The organism is Olivibacter sp. SDN3 (assembly GCF_014334135.1).
GTDB lineage: Bacteria > Bacteroidota > Bacteroidia > Sphingobacteriales > Sphingobacteriaceae > Olivibacter.
This window is the reverse complement of record NZ_CP060497.1, coordinates 5,794,997-5,815,154: the sequence shown is the minus strand read 5'-3', so window position 1 is coordinate 5,815,154 and position 20,158 is coordinate 5,794,997. Positions and strand designations below refer to the sequence as shown.

Annotated in this window: 21 protein-coding genes and 3 pseudogenes; 10 read left to right on the top strand and 14 right to left on the bottom strand. The window is 38.9% G+C overall.

Going from position 1 to position 20,158, the window contains the following annotated elements; all coding sequences use genetic code 11:
* Positions 1–10 precede the first annotated feature (10 nt).
* From H8S90_RS24550 to H8S90_RS24515, 10 genes and pseudogenes are all read right to left on the bottom strand, one after another.
* Complete coding sequence (locus H8S90_RS24550) at positions 11–2,203, bottom strand: peptidase domain-containing ABC transporter (protein WP_187340389.1); 2,193 nt, start codon at positions 2,201–2,203, stop codon at positions 11–13.
* A gap of 156 nt (positions 2,204–2,359) precedes the next feature.
* Complete coding sequence (locus tag H8S90_RS26325; RefSeq protein WP_255501732.1) at positions 2,360–2,716, bottom strand: hypothetical protein; 357 nt, start codon at positions 2,714–2,716, stop codon at positions 2,360–2,362.
* Positions 2,686–2,877, bottom strand: a complete 192-nt coding sequence (locus H8S90_RS26320) for a hypothetical protein (protein WP_255501731.1) — start codon at positions 2,875–2,877, stop codon at positions 2,686–2,688. Before H8S90_RS26320 ends, H8S90_RS26325 begins: the two co-directional genes overlap by 31 nt.
* A 150-nt stretch (positions 2,878–3,027) precedes the next feature.
* Entirely contained in the window at positions 3,028–3,837 is an 810-nt protein-coding gene (locus H8S90_RS24540; protein ID WP_187340388.1) for a hypothetical protein, read from the bottom strand.
* Between the two features lie 29 nt (positions 3,838–3,866).
* Positions 3,867–5,309, bottom strand: coding sequence for a hypothetical protein (locus tag H8S90_RS24535; protein WP_187340387.1), 1,443 nt, complete (start codon positions 5,307–5,309; stop codon positions 3,867–3,869).
* Positions 5,310–5,342: 33 nt separating this feature from the next.
* Positions 5,343–5,591: pseudogene (locus H8S90_RS24530) on the bottom strand (FkbM family methyltransferase); the annotation flags it as partial.
* Between the two features lie 2 nt (positions 5,592–5,593).
* Positions 5,594–5,881, bottom strand: a complete 288-nt coding sequence (locus H8S90_RS26525; protein WP_370525705.1) for a hypothetical protein — start codon at positions 5,879–5,881, stop codon at positions 5,594–5,596.
* Between the two features lie 763 nt (positions 5,882–6,644).
* A complete protein-coding gene (locus H8S90_RS24525; protein ID WP_187340385.1) occupies positions 6,645–7,757 on the bottom strand; it encodes a TlpA disulfide reductase family protein in 1,113 nt (370 codons plus the stop codon).
* Between the two features lie 127 nt (positions 7,758–7,884).
* On the bottom strand, positions 7,885–8,106 hold the full coding sequence (locus tag H8S90_RS24520) for a TIGR04149 family rSAM-modified RiPP (protein ID WP_187340384.1): 222 nt from the start codon (positions 8,104–8,106) through the stop codon (positions 7,885–7,887).
* Between the two features lie 128 nt (positions 8,107–8,234).
* A complete protein-coding gene (locus tag H8S90_RS24515; protein ID WP_187340383.1) occupies positions 8,235–9,878 on the bottom strand; it encodes a vitamin K epoxide reductase family protein in 1,644 nt (547 codons plus the stop codon).
* A 252-nt stretch (positions 9,879–10,130) separates the two neighbouring features.
* Between H8S90_RS24515 and H8S90_RS26315 the strand changes: the two genes are divergently transcribed.
* Together H8S90_RS26315 and H8S90_RS26310 are read left to right on the top strand one after the other, a co-directional pair.
* Positions 10,131–10,277, top strand: coding sequence for a hypothetical protein (locus H8S90_RS26315; RefSeq protein ID WP_255501730.1), 147 nt, complete (start codon positions 10,131–10,133; stop codon positions 10,275–10,277).
* 22 nt (positions 10,278–10,299) lie between these two features.
* Positions 10,300–10,464: a hypothetical protein gene (locus H8S90_RS26310; protein ID WP_255501729.1), complete on the top strand. Its 165-nt coding sequence runs from the start codon at positions 10,300–10,302 to the stop codon at positions 10,462–10,464.
* Positions 10,465–10,485: 21 nt separating this feature from the next.
* Here the strand turns inward: H8S90_RS26310 and H8S90_RS24510 are convergent, their stop codons facing one another.
* On the bottom strand, positions 10,486–11,289 hold the full coding sequence (locus tag H8S90_RS24510) for an IS4 family transposase (protein WP_255501728.1): 804 nt from the start codon (positions 11,287–11,289) through the stop codon (positions 10,486–10,488).
* A 29-nt stretch (positions 11,290–11,318) separates the two neighbouring features.
* On the opposite strand from H8S90_RS24510, the gene H8S90_RS24505 reads away from it, so the two are divergent.
* From H8S90_RS24505 to H8S90_RS24475, 5 genes and pseudogenes are all read left to right on the top strand, one after another.
* Positions 11,319–11,600, top strand: a complete 282-nt coding sequence (locus H8S90_RS24505; RefSeq protein WP_187340376.1) for a helix-turn-helix domain-containing protein — start codon at positions 11,319–11,321, stop codon at positions 11,598–11,600.
* A gap of 76 nt (positions 11,601–11,676) precedes the next feature.
* Positions 11,677–11,952 carry an IS66 family insertion sequence element accessory protein TnpB gene (gene tnpB / locus H8S90_RS24495; RefSeq protein ID WP_187340381.1) on the top strand — a complete coding sequence of 92 codons (276 nt, stop codon included), beginning with the start codon at positions 11,677–11,679 and terminating at the stop codon, positions 11,950–11,952.
* A gap of 35 nt (positions 11,953–11,987) precedes the next feature.
* Positions 11,988–13,492 (top strand): annotated as a pseudogene (locus H8S90_RS24490) (IS66 family transposase).
* Positions 13,493–14,556: 1,064 nt separating this feature from the next.
* A complete protein-coding gene (locus H8S90_RS24480) occupies positions 14,557–15,180 on the top strand; it encodes a hypothetical protein (protein ID WP_187340380.1) in 624 nt (207 codons plus the stop codon).
* Positions 15,181–15,203: 23 nt separating this feature from the next.
* Positions 15,204–15,848, top strand: a complete 645-nt coding sequence (locus H8S90_RS24475) for a hypothetical protein (RefSeq protein WP_255501967.1) — start codon at positions 15,204–15,206, stop codon at positions 15,846–15,848.
* On the opposite strand, the gene H8S90_RS24470 is transcribed toward H8S90_RS24475, so the two are convergent.
* Both H8S90_RS24470 and H8S90_RS24465 read right to left on the bottom strand, forming a co-directional pair.
* Positions 15,817–16,518 carry a putative nucleotide-diphospho-sugar transferase gene (locus tag H8S90_RS24470; RefSeq protein WP_187340378.1) on the bottom strand — a complete coding sequence of 234 codons (702 nt, stop codon included), beginning with the start codon at positions 16,516–16,518 and terminating at the stop codon, positions 15,817–15,819. The genes H8S90_RS24475 and H8S90_RS24470 overlap by 32 nt on opposite strands.
* Before the next feature lie 13 nt (positions 16,519–16,531).
* The gene (locus tag H8S90_RS24465) at positions 16,532–17,224 is read right to left on the bottom strand and encodes a hypothetical protein (protein WP_187340377.1); all 693 of its coding nucleotides are present in this window, start codon (positions 17,222–17,224) and stop codon (positions 16,532–16,534) included.
* Between the two features lie 824 nt (positions 17,225–18,048).
* Here H8S90_RS24465 and H8S90_RS24460 point away from each other — a divergent pair.
* Entirely contained in the window at positions 18,049–18,237 is a 189-nt protein-coding gene (locus H8S90_RS24460) for a DUF4372 domain-containing protein (RefSeq protein WP_255501727.1), read from the top strand.
* Here H8S90_RS24460 and H8S90_RS24455 read toward each other — a convergent pair.
* Positions 18,204–19,430, bottom strand: a pseudogene (locus H8S90_RS24455) (IS66 family transposase); the annotation flags it as partial. The gene H8S90_RS24460 and the pseudogene H8S90_RS24455 sit on opposite strands and share 34 nt — an antisense overlap.
* Positions 19,431–19,489: 59 nt before the next feature.
* Between H8S90_RS24455 and H8S90_RS24450 the strand changes: the two are divergent.
* Complete coding sequence (locus H8S90_RS24450) at positions 19,490–19,771, top strand: helix-turn-helix domain-containing protein (protein ID WP_187340376.1); 282 nt, start codon at positions 19,490–19,492, stop codon at positions 19,769–19,771.
* A complete protein-coding gene (gene tnpB, locus H8S90_RS24445; protein ID WP_187340375.1) occupies positions 19,771–20,124 on the top strand; it encodes an IS66 family insertion sequence element accessory protein TnpB in 354 nt (117 codons plus the stop codon). Before H8S90_RS24450 ends, tnpB (H8S90_RS24445) begins: the two co-directional genes overlap by 1 nt.
* The last annotated feature ends 34 nt before the right edge of the window (positions 20,125–20,158 follow it).

The following is a 20,158-nucleotide window of genomic DNA, read 5'->3' as shown; positions in this document are numbered from 1 at the left end:
TGTTCCTTCATCAATTGCCAAGCTCTAACTGGTTTTTCACCAAGCGGTAATATTCTCCTTTAAGTTTCACTAATTCAGCATGTGTACCCTGTTCAACTATAATCCCTTTGTCCAACACCGCAATGTTATCGGCATGGCTCACAGTGCTTAAGCGGTGGGCTACCACCACTACGGTTCTACCCACAAAAAACTCCCTCAGGTTATCGATAATTATCCGTTCGTTCCTTGCGTCCAGTGCGTTGGTTGCTTCGTCGAAAAGGATAAACTGCGGATCTTTATATACCGCGCGGGCTATTAGCAAGCGTTGCCGTTGCCCCTGACTGATTCCTTTGCCAGCTGTACCGATCTTCGTTTTCAAACCAAAGGGCTGTTCCTCTATAAATTTCTCCAAATTGACCATTCGGACGGCATATCGTACCCGCTTCTCATCGGGAAATTCTTCCCCAACAGCTATATTGTTCTCGATGGTATCGGCGAAGATGAATCCGTCCTGCATAACCACTCCACAGCTAGCCCGCCATACCTGATGAGAAACCTGATCCAACTTTGTTGAGCCGAGCCATATTTCTCCCTTTTCGGTATTATAAAAGCGCAAAATAAGTTTTAGTATGGTCGTCTTGCCGCTACCGCTCATACCAACAAGTGCTGTAGTCTTGCCCTCGGGGATTTTTAAATTTATATCATGGAGAACCGGTTCATTGCCTGCACCATAATAACGGAACGTGATATTCCGGAGATTCAAGGAACGGTCTTTTGGCATTTCCTTTACCCAGTCTCGATCTATCGGTTCCTCATCTTCTTGAGTATAAATTTCATTGATCCGCTCCATGCTGATCTTTGCGTCCTGGTACTGTTGAATAAAAGTCAGCAGTTGCTCTATCGGGCTACTCACCATACCTACAATGTACTGTACGGCCATCATCCCACCTAAAGTGAGATCACCATCAATAACTGCTTTGGCACTTATAAAAGTGATAAAGATAGTTTTTAGTTGATTGATTGCCATAGCGCCAGCCTGTTGATATTGGGACAAAGCCAAACTGGCTACTTTAAACTTAAAGAGCCGTGCCTGAATGGTTTCCCAAATCCAGCGTTTCTGTTTCTCGCTGTTGTTAAGTTTTATCTCTTGTATGCTCTGTATCAGTTCCACTGTTACTGTTTGATTATCCGCACTAATTCCAAAGCGCTTCTGATCCAGCACCCTCCGTCGTTTTAGAAATAGGAGTATCCATACCGTATATAAAATAGTTGCACCCGCGAAAATCAGAAAGATCGTGCCATTATAATAGGCCAGTACAAAGCTAAAAACGAAAAGATTGACAAAAGAAAATAGGGTACTTAACGAAGAACCGGTTAGAAAGTTCTCGATCCGTTGTTGGTCGGCCATCCGTTGCATGGTGTCTCCATGTGTTTTCAGTTCGAAATAGTTCAGCGGAAGTTTCATGAGTTTGATTAGCATGTCGGTGAGCACCGCAATGTTGACCCTAACACTTATATGTAGGAGAATCCAGGAGCGGATAAACGATACTCCCGTCTGTCCTGCAAAGAGCATCAATTGTGCAATCAATATCAAGTAGACAAAATCAATATCTTTCGTACTTATACCGATGTCTACCACAGACTGTGTTAGAAAGGGTGTAATGAGTTGGAGAATGGTTCCCACCAGCAATCCGAGAAAGAGCTGAATGAATAGTTGCTTGTATCGATAAAAATACCGTAGCATAGAACTCCACCGGAGTCCTTCGTCAGAAAGCACGTCATCAGAATCGTCCTCGTAAAAGGCTGGTGTCGGTGCCAATAACAGAGATATACCGTTATGTAGCTCTTTATGGGCATACCAGTCATTAGTAAATTCCTTTGTTGTCAGCTCCCGAAGTCCCCGAGCTGGATCAGCGATGTAATAAATATCTTTTTTCGCTTTATAGAGTACCACAAAATGATTCTGCCGCCAATGTAAGATACAAGGTAAGTCAATCTCATGAAGCTGTTCCAACGTCAGACGTATCCCTTGAGTCCGAAATCCTAGTTTCTCCGCCGCTTGGCTGATACCTAACATGTTCACTCCGTCCTTGTGAGTTTTGGTTAGCTGTCGAATATAATGAATGGAAATATTTCTTTTATAATATTTAAATATCATTCGTAGACAGGTTGCACCACAATCCATCGAGTCATGTTGACGAAAAAAAGGAAATTTGTTTAGCATAAGAGATACTCCAACCAGTTTTTAGAAACACTAAATATAAAATCTATAATTTTAAATTCCGCATTTAATCCGATTTTTTAAAGGTTCATTCTGTTAAATTCTGTGGCTAGTAGCCAGATCCCTACATGTAAGTCATCAATTCTTTATAGATGTGCGCTAACCATAATAGGAATAATATAAGACCTCCAGCTCGAAATTATTGGAGAGAAATTCATAGATATTATCATTTGCATGGTCGTAATAGAATACCCTGCGCAATAATAAATGGCTACCTTTTACATCTATACTGATCACCTCGTCCTCCATTACACGGTCTGCATCCTTTTGGTGGACAGCAAATTGTTCTAAAGATTCATAAACAGCGTTTTCTTTCTGTCTGGTCACAAAGAATACGCCTTCCATATCCCAACTGGCATATTGGGTGTAATCAACATAACCTTTATCGAATACCACAAAGGATCCCTTCTTAAGCGCCAGTTCCTTCAGGAATACATGGTCATGGGTGGCTGCCATGAAAAACGTACCAGTGAAGGCACATCCTCCCGTGAATGGATCATGGTATGCACCTTGATGCCTCCTTTCTTTTTTCCTTCTTTCGGGTTACGCCCGGCACCTTTGAGCACATCACTGAAAAGACTTATAGTGGTCGAATCCTCAATATGCAGGTCCTTCACCGGCAATCTTTCATTCCGGCTGTCCGCTGAAATATTTACTTTTGTTCATACTTTTTTGTGTGGTAACTCAAAAGTATAAATCCCTGAGCAGTTCGATTAATTTCTACTGCTCCTTTTTATTTTTTCCCGGGACACTACTGATTATATTTTTTAAACCGTATTAGTTATGTATTCAAAGTAGACCGAAAAGTTTTCGGGGGTTCTTAGGGGTTTCTCATAATTATTTATATCTTCTTTACATTCTAAGGAGACGGCTTCTGCCAAATAAAGCCACTGAATCGTTTCTAATGGAAGTTGATTAATTCTTAACTCCTCTAATATATGGAAAAGGCGAATCTCCCAGTGTGGATGATGATATTGCTTGACAGAAAAATATAACTTTGCAATTGATGTAGAATACACTTTCTTGTCCTTTTCTTGCTCATAAAATTTAATCAGATTTTCTATTGTATTGTAAAAAGGTTCTTCGACCAAACCTTCGCTAACGCAAGATGATCTTACGAGGCGACTGTATTTCATTAGAATATTCGTGGATAAAACAAGGTTCTTTTTCTGCATTTTTACGGATTTACGCAAATATTGATTCAGTTTTTCCAATAAAAGCTTCATACATTCCATGTGGATGAATCTTCGATATATATGTTCGTCGGAATTGTAGCTTATGCGCTGTTGATAATAACCAACAAAACATAGCAACTCATTTACGTCTATTTGTGATGCCACTATTTCCCTAATACACAACTTATAAATCGCATCGTCAATGTCTCCGAGTATTTCGTCCGCGTCGGCTTCGATGTAATTATGCTCAATAAGATATCCAAGTAACCAACCTACCCCCAATATCCCGTCTTGAAAGGATGTGTTGCCACCATCAACGACGTTGCTGATCCAATTGTGTAGAAAATTATCATCTATTTTTTCTGAGAATAAGTAATGCTGTAAAACGCTCTTAGTTTTCATTATTTTATCAGAGTTTATGTATTTGATTGTTACAACATATAGGCACTGTACAAGGTTTTTTTCTTAATTTTTTCCGTTTCCCGTTTCTTATGTAGGGTGTTGACGGTAGGAACAAACCTAATCGAAAGAGAGGGATTTTCGAGACAATTTAATTTGTTGTGATTTAGTGTTAACAACTCAACATCCAACACCTTAGAGAATGCCTCAACAAAGAGTTGGTCCAATCGATAAATCCGTTTAAAGGAAAAAATAATGGTGTTGTTTAACATAGATGACTCAAATATAGATTGTATAATTCTACAATCTAATATGCAGCCCATCGGCAAGGTAAGGGTGCCAGAATATTTTTTTAGGTCATATATTTGAAGGCTTGAATAAGTACAATCCAAGTACACATCAATTGCTAAATATTTTTGATAGTACTTCTTAATAATCTGAAACTTCGCCTCTTCATAACCTTTTGAAGCATGACTGTCGATTACAATGGCATACAGGTTAAAGACAGGTCTATTCTGATCCAATTCATTTTTGCGACTACGAATCAGTTCAACAATTTTATAACTACAATTTGTTTTGGGAATACGTTGTAACGTATCGTCATACCAAGGAACAAAATTGACGTACTCATTCTTTTTAAAAAATATGTCCTTTTCCTTGATATTTCCTGAGTAATGCTGAATAGCCTTAGCTTCCCATTCCTTTATCGGGCTGTATGGCCAAGAAAAGGCCATTTCTGCGTGTATCTCCACTTTTTTATCATACAACCATAAATTCCACAACACAGCCCACATGTCCGCGCACCACGATTGTATCCCTATCTTTTTACTCTTATATTCTTTTGTTCGGGGATATCGCTGTTCCCAAAGCTCAGTGTTATACTTATTCATTAATATATATAATGCTTCGCAGTTCTCCTCTACCTTTCCCCAAAATTCAGATGTGGTGCCTTTTAAAATATATTGCGCGCCCCCCGCCTGGTGGTTTTCCTGTTCGAGTTTTTCTTTGGAAAGACCTATAATTTTCAACATATCATCGAGCAGTTGTTCGCATGCGACTCTTCGTATATAGTTAACATCTAAATATCTCCGGGTGTCCGAAACATAGCAGGTCTGATTGTTATCTTCCTTATGTATATTAGGAATCCGGGAAAAAAGAATGTCCGAGTCGTGGTAAAATAGTGTTTCTTGTTGCAATTCGGGATACAGTCTAAAATGTTGTTTCAAGATATGTGGGCGAATTGATGAGGTATACTTAGGATCTTTTCGTTGATCTGGATAAGTGTAGAATTGAGCATAATTGTCATTTTCTATCATAAAGTGCTGTAATGCCTTTTTCACGCCTTTTTTTGGATCAAAGCCAATTAATACTTGAACTTGATGTTTTTTTATCCCCAACGATGCTAGATTTCGTAACTGAATTTCCAATTGCCAGATAAAATAGATTTGATCCGGTTGAGCAGAAATAAATATCATATTTTTTAATTTTTAATAGTTATAAATCCACTCTTAAAATAAAAGAAAATCGTCCTCTCCCTTCCGCTGAATATACTGATAACCATTTTCATTCAGCAGTTGGTAAATTAGATTATCCTTATAGGTGTTCTCAATGGAAAAAACAGATATAATCGTACTTTGGAAGTCGATACTTTTTAATATTGTCAATTCACTACCCTCTGTATCAATGCTGCAATAATCCATGTGTCTTTCCTTAAAATGTTTTAGAATAATATTTTCAAAAGGTATACACAATACTTCTTCTACTTCATACCCTCCCCCTTTCTTTCCATTTCCCGTTTTATTCGATTAACGTGGATTGGATAAAAGTAATCCAACATACCACTTAGCATTTCGCACGACCCCCAAATTCGCATATACAAAAGTTTTCTTTCATCATTACGAATAGCGGCATTTAGATTTATGCTAGATCTATTATTTTCTAATTCCTCAAACACCAGTTTATTCGGTTCAAAACAAACTCCTTCCCTGTGTCTATATTGTTCTAGAAAACGAGTATTGCTATACGTAATCCCATCATGTGCACCAATCTAAAGGAAAACTCCTCCTTCTTGCTGTTTGAATAAATTGTCAAGATATACGTCTTGTCCATTTTGTGAGTAATATTGCATATTCTAAAATCACGTTAAAATAATGAAAAATTAGTCAGTGTCTTTTTTATGATAAACAATTTTCAATTCGGGAAAGAATTACGCAAAAATAAAACGGCCAATTTACATAAAAAGTTGTGATACACAACACACTATCCTCCAGCATCGTGTAGTAATTTAATTCGAAACCAATCTGAAAAAATAGCAGATGAACGTCATGACCTTGGTTTATAAATTATTGAAGGCAGCATTTTTGGTGTTCACCCAAAGTATCATCTATCCATAATGTTTGAACGGTTATATTTTTCATAGTTAACTTTTTCACACTATACTTTTCCAAAGCATAGAATAATTTGTATATGTTATAAAAATCATTCCAACGCTTGCAACCTTATTTCTCGTAAGTTTAGGGGGTCGCATCTAATTCACCTAATTCTGATTTAGAGAGGTTTTTTTAGTCGCTGCTATCTCAATGGCCTTCTTTTGAGATGCAATCGCTTCTGATCACTTATTTGCTTTCCAATACCATACAGCCATATTTTTATAATCTTTCGATAAATCCGTAATCTCTGGATAGAAAACATGGTCAATATGTTTTGATAAGCAGCTGCACCTATATAATAGATTTCAGTTAGGGGGTTAAATTCTTTTAAACTTACGCCATATAACTTCAATAATTTGATGATATTGATATCCCCGCGCTCTACTCTTCCTTTATAGTTCGGTATAGATAGCTTTGTACTTTTGTTTGTCGAATTTCTACAGGTTCTTTAACGCCTCCCGGGTGAACAAAAAGACAGTATGGAATTGCGGACACAAAATACTTTTCTCTTATATAATTAATGTTACCTGCCGCTAAAACACTTCTCCACGGAATATTCTCCTCCCTCATTAACCGACGCCACGCTTCTGTTTTTGTCGAATCATCAATAGAGACATAAGTTATATCTAGTTTGTCGGATAAATCATTATATATCCTTTTCAATAAAGGTATTTCTTCTATACAGGGCACACACCAAGAAGCTGAAAACACAACCAGATTATATTTTGTCGAATCCAGCACTATCGCTTCCGCACTATCCGTATCCCATGCCGTTAACGTACTATTACTGAATAAAGTATCTGCTACATATCGATTGATTTCTTTTCCAATGGGAGAGTTCCTGTTTTCCGTGGAAAAGCAGTCCAGCACCTTTTTAACGTCTGTTTTTGAATTAAATTTACCCTTTCGGGAATTCAAAATCTCAATCAGCGAATGGGAGTCGGGATATTTTCTCGCTAAATCAATATACTTTTCTACTTCTATATCGTACTGTGAAGAATCGACATTATACCGATAAAATTGACTTTGAGTAGCTTCGATGGAAGATAGCAATTCTTTATCTTGATGTGACGTTAACAAATAGAAATCAATTAAAACATCTTTGAACAAAGGATTTCCGTTTTTATCTCTTGTAAGAACTTTAGATATCGTATCCGTCTGCAGAAAAGTTGCACTGATCAACGTCGTGTCACAATTTGCAAAAATTAGGCTTGTATTCCAAAGCGTATCATTATTATTGATATATTTAAAACCTATCCTACGACTGACTGTGTCATTGTAGGTTGGGATATCAATAGTAAAAGAACGACTTTCTGCATACAACGAGTCTGGATATCGAAAACCCCAAATTTTTTCATTTTGGGAACCCGCGAACCGCATATCATAATTTGCGCCATTTCTAACACCTCCTTGAATCCTAATTATCATCTCTTTATAGGCATGCTCTCCTAAGTTCAGTTGAATGATATTTTCTTTATACTCCTGTGAGTGCACTATAAAACAACTAAAAAATAATATTAGGGTAGTAAAAAAAAATCTATGCATTGTTAACATCTCTTTCATATTTATAATTTGTTCTTGGCTTGTGAAGCCAAGAACAAATAGAAGTGATTAAACTGATTTAACTTTCATAGCAAGCACAAATTCCTTGGAAAAGACTACATGTTCCAGCCGTGTTGGCACTAGTTGTACACCCACCACTACAAATGGCGGCATCGGGATCGCACGTACCCGAATCAGTTCCGCTAGCGCTAGCGCTACCGCCAAAAACATCTTTCAATTGTTCTCTAGACAACTGTTCTACCTCTTTGAGGTTTAGATTTTTTAATGAAATCTTTTTCATTTTATTCAAATTTAAATTGTTTAAATTTGCCGATGCTTACCCATACAGCTTTGACTATTTTACAATAAGAGCGAAGTAAGTACTCTTTGCCCGGGTACATTGCGAACTGGCCCGGGCATCTTTATCTATTATAATAAATGTTTTAATTCGTAGATTCTATAACTGTCCGGCAATTCGTAACCGTCAATATAAATCGTTGGGGTAGCCCGTATTTTCATAGCATCACACCATTCACGCATCACTTTAATTTTATTCTGTTGTAACTTCAACTCTCCGTTCATCGGATATTTTGATGAAAATAACTGATAATCCTTTTTTTCTGCCAAATACCAATCATTCATTGCTTGATGTACTTTTTCTTGCCCGTACTTTTCTTGGATAGCCAGAAGATGGGCCACAGGAGGGGTCTTTATATCCTGTTCGTCAACGCTGGCGGTAAAGATGATCCGCAGTCGGATGTCATTATTCTCTCGAATCAATTCCTCCAATATGGGATGCACCTTAGAGCATGGACCACAATAGGGATTACATACTTTTACTATTTCCCGTCCTGCTTTCGGATTGCCAATAATAATTCCGATATCATCCGGGGAAACAGTAATACGTTCATTTTTTTCCAGTAATGATTGGAAGATCTCCGCATTATACTTTAGTTTTTTCCACTTACGTTCGTAATCGGCGCTGTCTTTCGCTTGTTTAAGTAAAGGAATCGCAATATGGCTTCCAACCAAAAAACAGACACCCAAAAATACAATTAGACCGATATCATGCCACGATCCGCTTAAAACATTTTCTTTTATTGTATGAAATAGTACTAATGCGGACATTATTGTATTCAACAATAACACCCCCTGCACTGTCACACAGAGCGGACACCACTGTTTAACTATCTTAGATTGATAATAGATTGAAAATAGAATATAGGGCGCAACGAAAATGGAGGCAACGGACCAAAACATCAAATGAAATGCCTGACCTGGAAAAAACATCTGACAAACAAAGAATGTTGCAAAATAGGCAAAACCCCACGAAGACCAGCTTATTCCCAAGAAAGTTGAACTCTTCGATTCTAAGACGGCACCACAGTTCGCCTTTTTACCTTGACCTCCACAAACTTCTTTCAAAAACGGATTATGAGCGTCCACTTCGTGCCACAACAGTAGTATACATACAAACAAGGCTACAAACGAGCTAATAAGGAAAGCTACTGAAATTAGTTGCTGAAAATGGAAATTTCCCGACAGGAGAAAAACCCCTGTCCAAAGCAACGGAAACACACCCAACAGCAAGGGTAATTTTCCTATAATTCGGTCAAGGAACTGTACCCTTTTATTTTCCTGATAGTTTTCTTCATCTACGGCCCCATCTCCATCCAAAAGCAACACAATTTGTTTATCTATTTGCTCAAATTCGGACACACTAACGATTTTATCTTTCGAACTTATAGGATCCAAATAGCAAATTTCCTCTTCGTCAGCGTTCAATACTATAGATAACGAAGGCCTTGACCAATCTTCTTGTTGTATTAAACAAATAAACGGAGTTTCGAAATCAGAATATGCATAATTCCCTTTTCGCACCGCGTCGCTATCAATACCGTATCTTGAGAGCACATCTTTAATGGCTAGTAGAGAAGGGTATTCTTCGTGAGAAGCTAATAATTTTGCTACTTGTCGTTCGGTAAATTGATTTCCAAACTTCTCTAACAATCTATTAATTACCAAATGAGAATCATCATCATTCGATTTTAAAAGGTACTTAAACCAAGTCATTATTTTAGCGTTTATTTTCGTTAGTATTCTCAAAATTACAATATTCAGTTTAAATGTTCAACAATATTTAATTATTTTTTTTCCCCGGACAACAATGATTTATTTTCATTTTGAAAACTTTGACAGTTTGTTCAATGAATATCTTCGTTCTAAAGATTTTTGGTTAACAAATAGTGTAATTCCAGAAAGTGTTAGTAAAATATTTGTTAGTGATTTGATAATAAATCACTAGTGTCCGGTTAAATTTGCAACATGCAAAAAAAGGCTGTTTGTTTTCTATTGAACGATATTTTTCTGTTTAATGCCGATAGCATGGTCATGTCTGGAAGATCTTTAGCTGATTTTGATCTTCCAATGTTAACTTATTCCAGTCCACGTTTGGATTATCCAGGAACTTAAAGAGATTGATATAAGTTAAAGCATGGTTTCTGATAAAGGATACCATGTTGGAAAAGGCCCATCTACGTTTTGTCCTTTCTTTGATTACCAGCAGGATAAGCTGCGCGATCAGCGATACCCAGATCTGGATCTCGATGGCATTCTGCGATTCCCCCAGGAAATATTTAAGGGGAAAGTTCTGTTTTAGCCGTTTAAACAGCGATTCTATCTACCATCGCTGCCGGTAAATATCGGCGATAGCTGTGGCCTCCAGCTCGAAGTTGTTGGAGAGAAATTCATAGACATTATCGTTTACATGGTCATAATAGTATACCCTGCGCAATAATAAAGGGCTGCCTTTTACATCTATACTGATCACCTCATCCTCCATTACACGGTCTGCATCCTTTTGGTGGACTCTAAATTGCTCTAATGATTCATAAACAGCGTTTTCCTTCTGACGTGTCACAAAGAACACGCCTTCCATATCCCAGCTGGCATATTGGGCATAATCAACATAACCTTTGTCAAATACCACAAAGGATCCTTTCTTAAGCGCCAGTTCCTTCAGGAATACATGGTCATGGGTGGCTGCCGATGAAAAACGTACCAGCGAAGGCACATCTTCCCGTGAATTGATCATGGTATGCACCTTGATGCCCCCTTTCTTTTTCCCTTCTTTGGGGTTACGCCCGGCACCTTTGAGCACATCACTGAAAAGGCTTATAGTGGTGGAATCCACAATATACAGATTATTTACCGGCAATCTTTCATTCCGGCTGTCCGGTAAAAATGAACGGTAGCGCCTATAGAGCTTTTGGTAGATCTTAGCGAAGACTTCGCTGCTGCGCTTGCTGTTGGCCTCGGCAAATGTGCTCCGTCGGGGAAAGTCCTTCAGTCCCAGATGGCCGATACGTCCCTGGCAGGCCAGAAACAAGCCTGAAATCTCCCGCAATGAACTGCATCCACTTATTACTGTCATTAACATCGTTACCAGATGATCAGTATCCGCCCGACCAAATGCATATTTCATGAGGGTTGTATAATGCAGAACTTTGCTGGATGAGCAAAGAAGCAAAACGAGCACAGATGCTTTCGATGATAGCAGACTGGCAACAGAGCGGAAAAAGCAAGAAAGCTTACTGTTCGGAAAACGGGATCAATGAAGCCACCTTTTATTATTGGTTTTCGCGCAGCAAAGAAGACGGCGCGGTCAGCGGTCGCTTTATAGCTATCGATAAGTCCTGCAAAAAAAGCGAAGTTGAGGTTATCTATCCCAATGGTGTGCGGATCAAGTTGGACACCGATCTTGGTCTTCTGTCCCGGTTGATCCGCCTTTACTGATGTTCTCGCTGGGTTCCTCGCACCGTTTTTATTTATATGATGGCCACTGCGACATGCGCAAGAGTTTTGACGGTCTATGCGGCCTGGTGATTTCGGTGATGCGGCGCCATCCCACAGTGGCGAGGTGTTCGTGTTCCTGAACCGTAGCCGTACCCACATCAAGCTGCTGCACTGGGAATACGGTGGCTTTGTGCTGTACTACAAGCGTCTGGAGCAGGGGACTTTTGGGATATCGGAACTGAAAAAGGGAGAACTTTCCTGGAGCGACCTGGTCCTGATGGTCGAGGGGATACAGGTAGTGAAGAGCATACGGAAAAAACGTTATTCATTGGTCCAAAAACAGCTTTTTTGATTGTATAAACGCAGGTAATTTCGTATCTTTAGCGTATGGGAACGGCGCTGGAAAACCTATCAAAAGAGGAGCTTTTAAAGCTTGTTTCCAAGCAGCACGAGGCACTTGGGGCTAAAGACGAAAAGATCGGATACCTGGAATCCCAGCTTGCCATGTACAAGCGGATGCAGTTCGGGCAGAAGCGCGAACGCTTTGAAGGCGACCCCAACCAGACCACACTCCCGCTTCAGGCAGAGCCCACAGCAGTAGAGCAACAGCAGGAAGAAACCAAACAGAAGATCGAGTATACACGCAAGCGTCCAAACCACAGGGGACGTGCGAAATTACCGGAACACCTTCCTGTGGTAGAGATAGAGATACATCCCCAGGGCGACCTTGCCGATATGGTATGCATCGGCAAGGAAATCACCGAGGAACTGGAGTGCGAACCTGCCAAATTCTATATCAACCGCTACATCCGCTATAAATACACGCCTAAAATGGAGATGGCGTGCGTATCGGCGGACTTCCCGAGCGGGTTATCGACAAAGGTATCCCCGGAGCAGGTCTACTGGCGATGATACTGACGGGTAAATATATGGATCATCTCCCGCTTTACCGCCAAAAGCAGATCTTCGCAAGGGAGAACATACGGATCGCCTCCTCGACCATCGAAGGCTGGACAAAGGAAGCCCTGATCAAACTCGAACCGCTCTATGAGCAATTGGTCTTTGACACCAAGGCAAAAGGATACCTGCAAGTAGATGAGACGATAATAAAAGTGCTGGACAGCGATAAAAAAGGCGCCACCCACCAGGGATACTATTGGGTGTACCACTCGCCGTTGGACAAAACCGTGCTGTTCGATTATAATCCCTCACGTGGCGGCCACGTGCCTAAATCCATGCTGGATAACTTTAAGGGTTACCTCCAGACGGATGGATATGCGGCATATGATAAATATGGCACAAAGAAAGAGATCACCCATCTGGCGTGCTGGGCACATGCACGCCGTGAGTTCGAGAAAGCCCTGCAGAATGACCGCCCAAGGACCGAAAAGGCCCTGCTGATGATACAGAAACTCTATGGAATTGAACGCAGGGCCAAAGAAGAACAACTTTCAGCCGACAAGGTCAAGGAGCTGCGGCTGGAAGAAGCCTTACCTGTAATCAACGAAATGGGAAAATGGATCTTCCAAGAAATAAAAAACACACTTCCTAAAAGCCAGATCGGAAAGGCCATGGCTTATGCCCATGCGCGCTGGGATGCACTTTCGGCTTATCTTAACGACGGAAATCTGCAGATTGACAACAACCTTATCGAGAACGCCATTCGCCCGGTAGCGCTCGGCCGTAAAAACTACCTCTTCGCAGGTAGCCACGAAGCTGCTCAGCGCTCAGCTATGATCTACTCCTTCTTTGCCATCTGCAAAAAACATGACGTGAACCCTTTCCTGTGGCTAAAATACACGCTGGAAAATATCATGTCCATCAACCATAAAAAACTGAAAGACCTCTATCCACAGAACTATAAACAAATTATTGAAAAATCAAATATGTAGTTCGTAGGGCGGATACTGATATACTCGTTCTTTGCCATCTGCAAAAAACATGAAGTAAACCCGTTCCAGTGGTTGAAATATACACTGGAAAACATCATGTCTATAAACCACAAGAAAATCAAAGATCTATATCCCCAGAACTATAAACAAATTATTGAACAATCTAACACGTAGTTCACCGGGCGGATACGTTCAAAAGGCTTAAACAGAACTTCCCCCTTAAATATTTCCTGGGGGAATCGCAGAATGCCATTGAGATCCAGATCTGGGTGTCGCTGATCGCGCAGCTCATCCTGCTGGTAATTAAAGAAAGGACAAAACGTAGATGGGCCTTTTCCAACATGGTGTCCTTTATCAGAAACCACGCTTTAACTTATATCAATCTCTTTAAGTTCCTGGATAATCCTAACGTGCACTGGAATAAGTTAACATTAGAAGATCAAAATCAGCTAAATATCTTTCAGACATGACCATGCTATCGGCATTAAACAGAAAAACATCGTTCAGTAGAAAACAAACAGGCTTTTTTTGCCGCTTCGAAATTTAACCGGACACTAATGATTGCAAGCATATTAATGATGGATTGAAAGAAATATTATTATACTCTTCAAGTAGAATAGCGATAATAGGTAATATAACAATGAATTGGGAAATCGAAAGTCAATTTCGTGGTTATTACTTAAAGATGTGGAACATCTATAAAAATGACGGTTTCAAAGATTACTTTGATGTTTATACTGAATATAAATCACATACCTTTTTTTTGCGTGATTATCTAGATATGAACCTTAGCCGTCGAGATGAAATCGTTCCCGATTCTAATTTTGGGGTAAGGTGTCTTGAAAGGCTGTTTATGGATATATGGCTATTATATTAGTAAAATTTTAATGTTGGTATAAACTTAGTAATAACCAATAGATGACTGCTATTAGTTGTCTTTAGATAAAGTGAGAGAGTTCGAAAGTCAAGAACAAAACGGTGGGCTGATACAAACTGATTGTAGATGAATCTAGTTATATTTATTATTTATTTATGAACACTGATTTTTTGTTCCACTCTATACTATGAATACAGATCTGGGTTTACTTTTGAATTCAAAGGGTGAAGACAGAAGTGAGTTTAAGCTATTTAATGTCCCTCAGCAAGAAGCCAACTTGGATCGACAAAATAACCACCTTGTAAAATTAAGGAGGATTTTAGAAGACGCTCAGTGGAAAAAGCATGATGTTATAGTTATTTGTGATAGGGCTGAGACTTTCACTAATTTTTATAGTAAAAATAGCTTTTTGGATATGATTTTTCAGGCCTTTGAGCATAATATGCATTTAATGGTATGTGACTACCAGGACTGCTACGATATAAAATTTCCATTGTCAGCAAAACTTGATTATATCTCAAATTTTGACGATATTACTTTTATCGTTCTTTTCTCATCAATATATGGCTATGCTCTCAAAAGGCTCTCAGAGGTCACTAATGATATGTCTGTCGGAGCATTTCTTTCGAAGATAACAGAACGAAAATGCATATCAACATTTCCCTTAGTTTGTAAGCATAGAAATTATCAAGAGGACAACATTGTCAAAAGTTCAAATTCTATCCGGCACCAAAAAAAGAATAAAATTGTTGCACTAGTCCCATTTCGCAATGCTGAGAGATTATATCGGAATGTTGTCAATCTATTTTGAGTCAAAGATACGAGAACTTTGAAGTGATATTTATTGATGATTGTTCCAATGATAACTCGGTATCACTAATACCAAAAAATGATAACTTTTCGGTTGTCTCTGTGAGTAAAAGGATGTACGCATTATGTAATATTAACGATATTTTAAGTAAGACTGATTTTAACGATGAAGATATAATCGCTATAATAGATGGAGATGATTACCTGTTTGATGAATTTGCTTTTGACTTCGTTAATAGCATTTATGAAGTTAGTAAATGCCTAGTTAGCTATGGCCAATATATCACATCGAATGGATACTTCGGAAATTGTTCAAGTTATAGTTTCCAGGAATTTAAAGACATTAGAAATCATGTCTATCGAGCATCGCATTTGAAAACTTTTAAATATAAGGTTTATAAAGAGTTTTTGCGACAAGATCAAGAGCTTTACGCCTATAAAGATCAAAAAGGAGAAATCTTTAGTATGACTTATGATATGGCTCTTATGCTTCCATTGATGGAAATAGCTGGCCTATCGAGAATTTATTTTAACAAATATCCACTTTATATATATCGATTACATGAAAACAATGATCAGGTAATAAATCGTCCATTGCAAAAAGATATAGAGCAACAGATTAGAAATAAGCCACGTTTTATCGAAACATCCTTCCCTGATTCCATTTGATAAAATTTTTTAAAAGATACTCTTTGTTTTCGGTTCCTATAGTGTAGTTTGCATGATACATAGAAATACTATAACTGGGAAATGCGATCTCATCCCCTGACTTCCAAACTCTCTCACCTTTATATGAAAAATTGAAGAACTTTTTTGAAAGTCTAGTATACCGGAGGCCGCTATTTGGAAGTAGATAATTTAGATTTTGTTGATCAGATAAATAGTCTTTATAGTTTATTACTAGCTGATTAAAGAAAAATTTAGTTCTTGGATTTATTTTACAGAAATAGAATCCAGAACATAAATTGTGATATGTTGTTTTTTCGCCCGTATCGCTTTGAAATATTGCGTCACAAGAACCTAATTCTTGTAATATTTCAGTTTTAAAGTTCTTAAAAAATACAATATCGACATCCGAGAATAAGAAATATTTACACGCTGATTTCTGAATAAAATTGTTTACGTAGATAATTTTTTCTTTTACTTGTTCGTTCCAGCTATCTTGCCTGAACACCGCATTACACTTTTGGCTCGCTTTTTTTACTACGAGCCTAAAGTCGTTTGTTAAATGTGCGTTAAAACTTGTTTGAAAATACCGTTTAAATAATATTTCGTGAGACTGGGAATAATAGGTTAATATAGGGATTTTTTGATCATCTTTAAAATGAGATTTTTTCATATGGATTTATAATTTATGGTTCAATAATGATATGGGGTATATTTACGTTGATAAAAGTTGCAAATAACGAAAATGATGAATGAAACGAACTCATTAATGCGCTACAACGACTAAGTAAGTAACACTCTATAACGGCGTCTTTACCGCTTAAAAAAGGAGTTGTAGCTGTAAAATGAATACCGTTACCTGGATTTTCTTTGATAAACTTATAAGTACCTTTAAGGTCGTAAATGATCGCTTTGTCTTTGAATCTAGTCTTCATTTTCTTTCTTAATACAATTTCGTCGGAGCAAAAAAATACTTTGTCGAATATTTTATGTTCAAGGAGATTGTCTATTTGCTTTAAATAGGTTTCAAATGGACTTATATTGACTTCGGTTATTTTATCCGTACCTCTATAATGGACTCCCAATATTTTATGACCATCGAATTTTTGTTTCTGAAAGTCTAAAATTTCATCTGCAATGAATCGTTTCAGCTTGAAATGTTTTTCAATCAGTAAATTTGATATTTTTTTTTCGAGGGTAGAGATTCTGCACCATCTTAAAAATACCGCCGGATTTACGATTGTGATTCGTCCCAAAAAATTTTTTTCTGTAAGTGTTACGTTTTTTCGAGGACTCTTAAAATAATAGTTAAAACAATTATCTCCATATTTTTTTTCGAAATACATGTGTTCTGGTCCTAAATATAGTATTGGTTTCAAACCCTCTATTTCAGCTATATATAGTCCATACAATAGGCAATACAAACAAGCGAACAATCCGTGAACTCTGCTTTCAATTATACAAATTTCATTCTTACTGATCGAATTCGAGATTGTAATATTGGGATATTTTTTCAAGAGATAATCACCGCTCATTGCTTAAATAATATAATTAGCGTTTATTAATTAGTATATCAGTGTGAAAACATCAACCGAATACCAGTTAAGCACACGAAAAGTTGAGACACAAACCTATAATAATTTTTTATAAAATCTTAGCTTGTGCGTATTATTTTTCAAAGCCATTTAAAATATTTTATTGAAGATGAGCCTTAATCTCGATGCTATTGACATGTTTAACAGTAGAAGCGAAAATATTCTCAAGTGCGGCCATAACCTGAGATGATACCTCTTATCAAAAAAAACTAAATTAAGCCGATTTCTTTACTTAGACCATTCCTAAAATTATTCGGAAGTCAATTTTAAGGACTTTTTGGATCTAATCTCTAATTCTATGGCCAATTGAAGATTCCTATCAATTATATGGTCATTATGTTGATGTAATCTATAAAAGTACATTACATTATGCATAAAACAAACTTGATCGTAGTTTGTCAGTTCCAATAGAGGCAACATTAATGCTATATCGGAAGTCATTTGATAATACTCCCCATGTACATCTTTCATATGCAAGTGTTGAGGATCAACATCCATATACTTTTTTAATAAAGAATCACTGTTGTCCGGGGAAAAATAAAAAGGAGCAGTAGAAATTAATCGAACTGCTCCAGGATTTATACTTTTGAGTTACCACACAAAAAAGTATGAACAAAAGTAATTATTTCAGCGGACAGCCGCTGGTCAGTCAGCTGATAAAATTTTTGGACAGGGAAGAAATTAACCGGACAGCCAAAAAAGAAGGTAGCGACAGGTACTATAAAAAGTTTCACACCTATGATCATCGTATCCGCCCTACGAACTACATATTTGATTTTTCAATAATTTGTTTATAGTTCTGTGGATAGAGGTCTTTCAGTTTTTTATGGTTGATGGACATGATATTTTCCAGCGTGTATTTTAGCCACAGGAAAGGGTTCACGTCATGTTTTTTGCAGATGGCAAAGAAGGAGTAGATCATAGCTGAGCGCTGAGCAGCTTCGTGGCTACCTGCGAAGAGGTAGTTTTTACGGCCGAGCGCTACCGGGCGAATGGCGTTCTCGATAAGGTTGTTGTCAATCTGCAGATTTCCGTCGTTAAGATAAGCCGAAAGTGCATCCCAGCGCGCATGGGCATAAGCCATGGCCTTTCCGATCTGGCTTTTAGGAAGTGTGTTTTTTATTTCTTGGAAGATCCATTTTCCCATTTCGTTGATTACAGGTAAGGCTTCTTCCAGCCGCAGCTCCTTGACCTTGTCGGCTGAAAGTTGTTCTTCTTTGGCCCTGCGTTCAATTCCATAGAGTTTCTGTATCATCAGCAGGGCCTTTTCGGTCCTTGGGCGGTCATTCTGCAGGGCTTTCTCGAACTCACGGCGTGCATGTGCCCAGCACGCCAGATGGGTGATCTCTTTCTTTGTGCCATATTTATCATATGCCGCATATCCATCCGTCTGGAGGTAACCCTTAAAGTTATCCAGCATGGATTTAGGCACGTGGCCGCCACGTGAGGGATTATAATCGAACAGCACGGTTTTGTCCAACGGCGAGTGGTACACCCAATAGTATCCCTGGTGGGTGGCGCCTTTTTTATCGCTGTCCAGCACTTTTATTATCGTCTCATCTACTTGCAGGTATCCTTTTGCCTTGGTGTCAAAGACCAATTGCTCATAGAGCGGTTCGAGTTTGATCAGGGCTTCCTTTGTCCAGCCTTCGATGGTCGAGGAGGCGATCCGTATGTTCTCCCTTGCGAAGATCTGCTTTTGGCGGTAAAGCGGGAGATGATCCATATATTTACCCGTCAGTATCATCGCCAGTAGACCTGCTCCGGGGATACCTTTGTCGATAACCCGCTCGGGAAGTCCGCCGATACGCACGCCATCTCCATTTTTAGGCGTGTATTTATAGCGGATGTAGCGGTTGATATAGAATTTGGCAGGTTCGCACTCCAGTTCCTCGGTGATTTCCTTGCCGATGCATACCATATCGGCAAGGTCGCCCTGGGGATGTATCTCTATCTCTACCACAGGAAGGTGTTCCGGTAATTTCGCACGTGTATCCGCCCGACCAAATGCATATTTCATGAGGGTTGTATAATGCAGAACTTTGCTGGATGAGCAAAGAAGCAAAACGAGCACAGATGCTTTCGATGATAGCAGACTGGCAACAGAGCGGAAAAAGCAAGAAAGCTTACTGTTCGGAAAACGGGATCAATGAAGCCACCTTTTATTATTGGTTTTCGCGCAGCAAAGAAGACGGCGCGGTCAGCGGTCGCTTTATAGCTATCGATAAGTCCTGCAAAAAAAGCGAAGTTGAGGTTATCTATCCCAATGGTGTGCGGATCAAGTTGGACACCGATCTTGGTCTTCTGTCCCGGTTGATCCGCCTTTACTGATGTTCTCGCTGGGTTCCTCGCACCGTTTTTATTTATATGATGGCCACTGCGACATGCGCAAGAGTTTTGACGGTCTATGCGGCCTGGTGATTTCGGTGATGCGGCGCCATCCCACCAGTGGCGAGGTGTTCGTGTTCCTGAACCGTAGCCGTACCCACATCAAGCTGCTGCACTGGGAATACGGTGGCTTTGTGCTGTACTACAAGCGTCTGGAGCAGGGGACTTTTGGGATATCGGAACTGAAAAAGGGAGAACTTTCCTGGAGCGACCTGGTCCTGATGGTCGAGGGGATACAGGTAGTGAAGAGCATACGGAAAAAACGTTATTCATTGGTCCAAAAACAGCTTTTTTGATTGTATAAACGCAGGTAATTTCGTATCTTTAGCG

Bases quoted from the DNA above. Each gene is read 5' to 3' on its own strand.
- H8S90_RS26315 (WP_255501730.1), top strand. From the start codon at position 10,131: ATGCAAAAAAAGGCTGTTTGTTTTCTATTGAACGATATTTTTCTGTTT.
- H8S90_RS24515 (WP_187340383.1), bottom strand. From the start codon at position 9,878: ATGACTTGGTTTAAGTACCTTTTAAAATCGAATGATGATGATTCTCAT.
- H8S90_RS24450 (WP_187340376.1), top strand. From the start codon at position 19,490: ATGAGCAAAGAAGCAAAACGAGCACAGATGCTTTCGATGATAGCAGAC.
- H8S90_RS24510 (WP_255501728.1), bottom strand. From the start codon at position 11,289: ATGAAATATGCATTTGGTCGGGCGGATACTGATCATCTGGTAACGATG.
- H8S90_RS24460 (WP_255501727.1), top strand. From the start codon at position 18,049: ATGAACAAAAGTAATTATTTCAGCGGACAGCCGCTGGTCAGTCAGCTG.
- H8S90_RS24550 (WP_187340389.1), bottom strand. From the start codon at position 2,203: ATGCTAAACAAATTTCCTTTTTTTCGTCAACATGACTCGATGGATTGT.
- H8S90_RS24540 (WP_187340388.1), bottom strand. From the start codon at position 3,837: ATGAAAACTAAGAGCGTTTTACAGCATTACTTATTCTCAGAAAAAATA.
- tnpB (WP_187340375.1), top strand. From the start codon at position 19,771: ATGTTCTCGCTGGGTTCCTCGCACCGTTTTTATTTATATGATGGCCAC.
- tnpB (WP_187340381.1), top strand. From the start codon at position 11,677: ATGCGGCCTGGTGATTTCGGTGATGCGGCGCCATCCCACAGTGGCGAG.
- H8S90_RS26310 (WP_255501729.1), top strand. From the start codon at position 10,300: ATGGTTTCTGATAAAGGATACCATGTTGGAAAAGGCCCATCTACGTTT.
- H8S90_RS24520 (WP_187340384.1), bottom strand. From the start codon at position 8,106: ATGAAAAAGATTTCATTAAAAAATCTAAACCTCAAAGAGGTAGAACAG.
- H8S90_RS26325 (WP_255501732.1), bottom strand. From the start codon at position 2,716: ATGGCAGCCACCCATGACCATGTATTCCTGAAGGAACTGGCGCTTAAG.
- H8S90_RS24535 (WP_187340387.1), bottom strand. From the start codon at position 5,309: ATGATATTTATTTCTGCTCAACCGGATCAAATCTATTTTATCTGGCAA.
- H8S90_RS24505 (WP_187340376.1), top strand. From the start codon at position 11,319: ATGAGCAAAGAAGCAAAACGAGCACAGATGCTTTCGATGATAGCAGAC.
- H8S90_RS24480 (WP_187340380.1), top strand. From the start codon at position 14,557: ATGAATACAGATCTGGGTTTACTTTTGAATTCAAAGGGTGAAGACAGA.
- H8S90_RS24470 (WP_187340378.1), bottom strand. From the start codon at position 16,518: ATGAAAAAATCTCATTTTAAAGATGATCAAAAAATCCCTATATTAACC.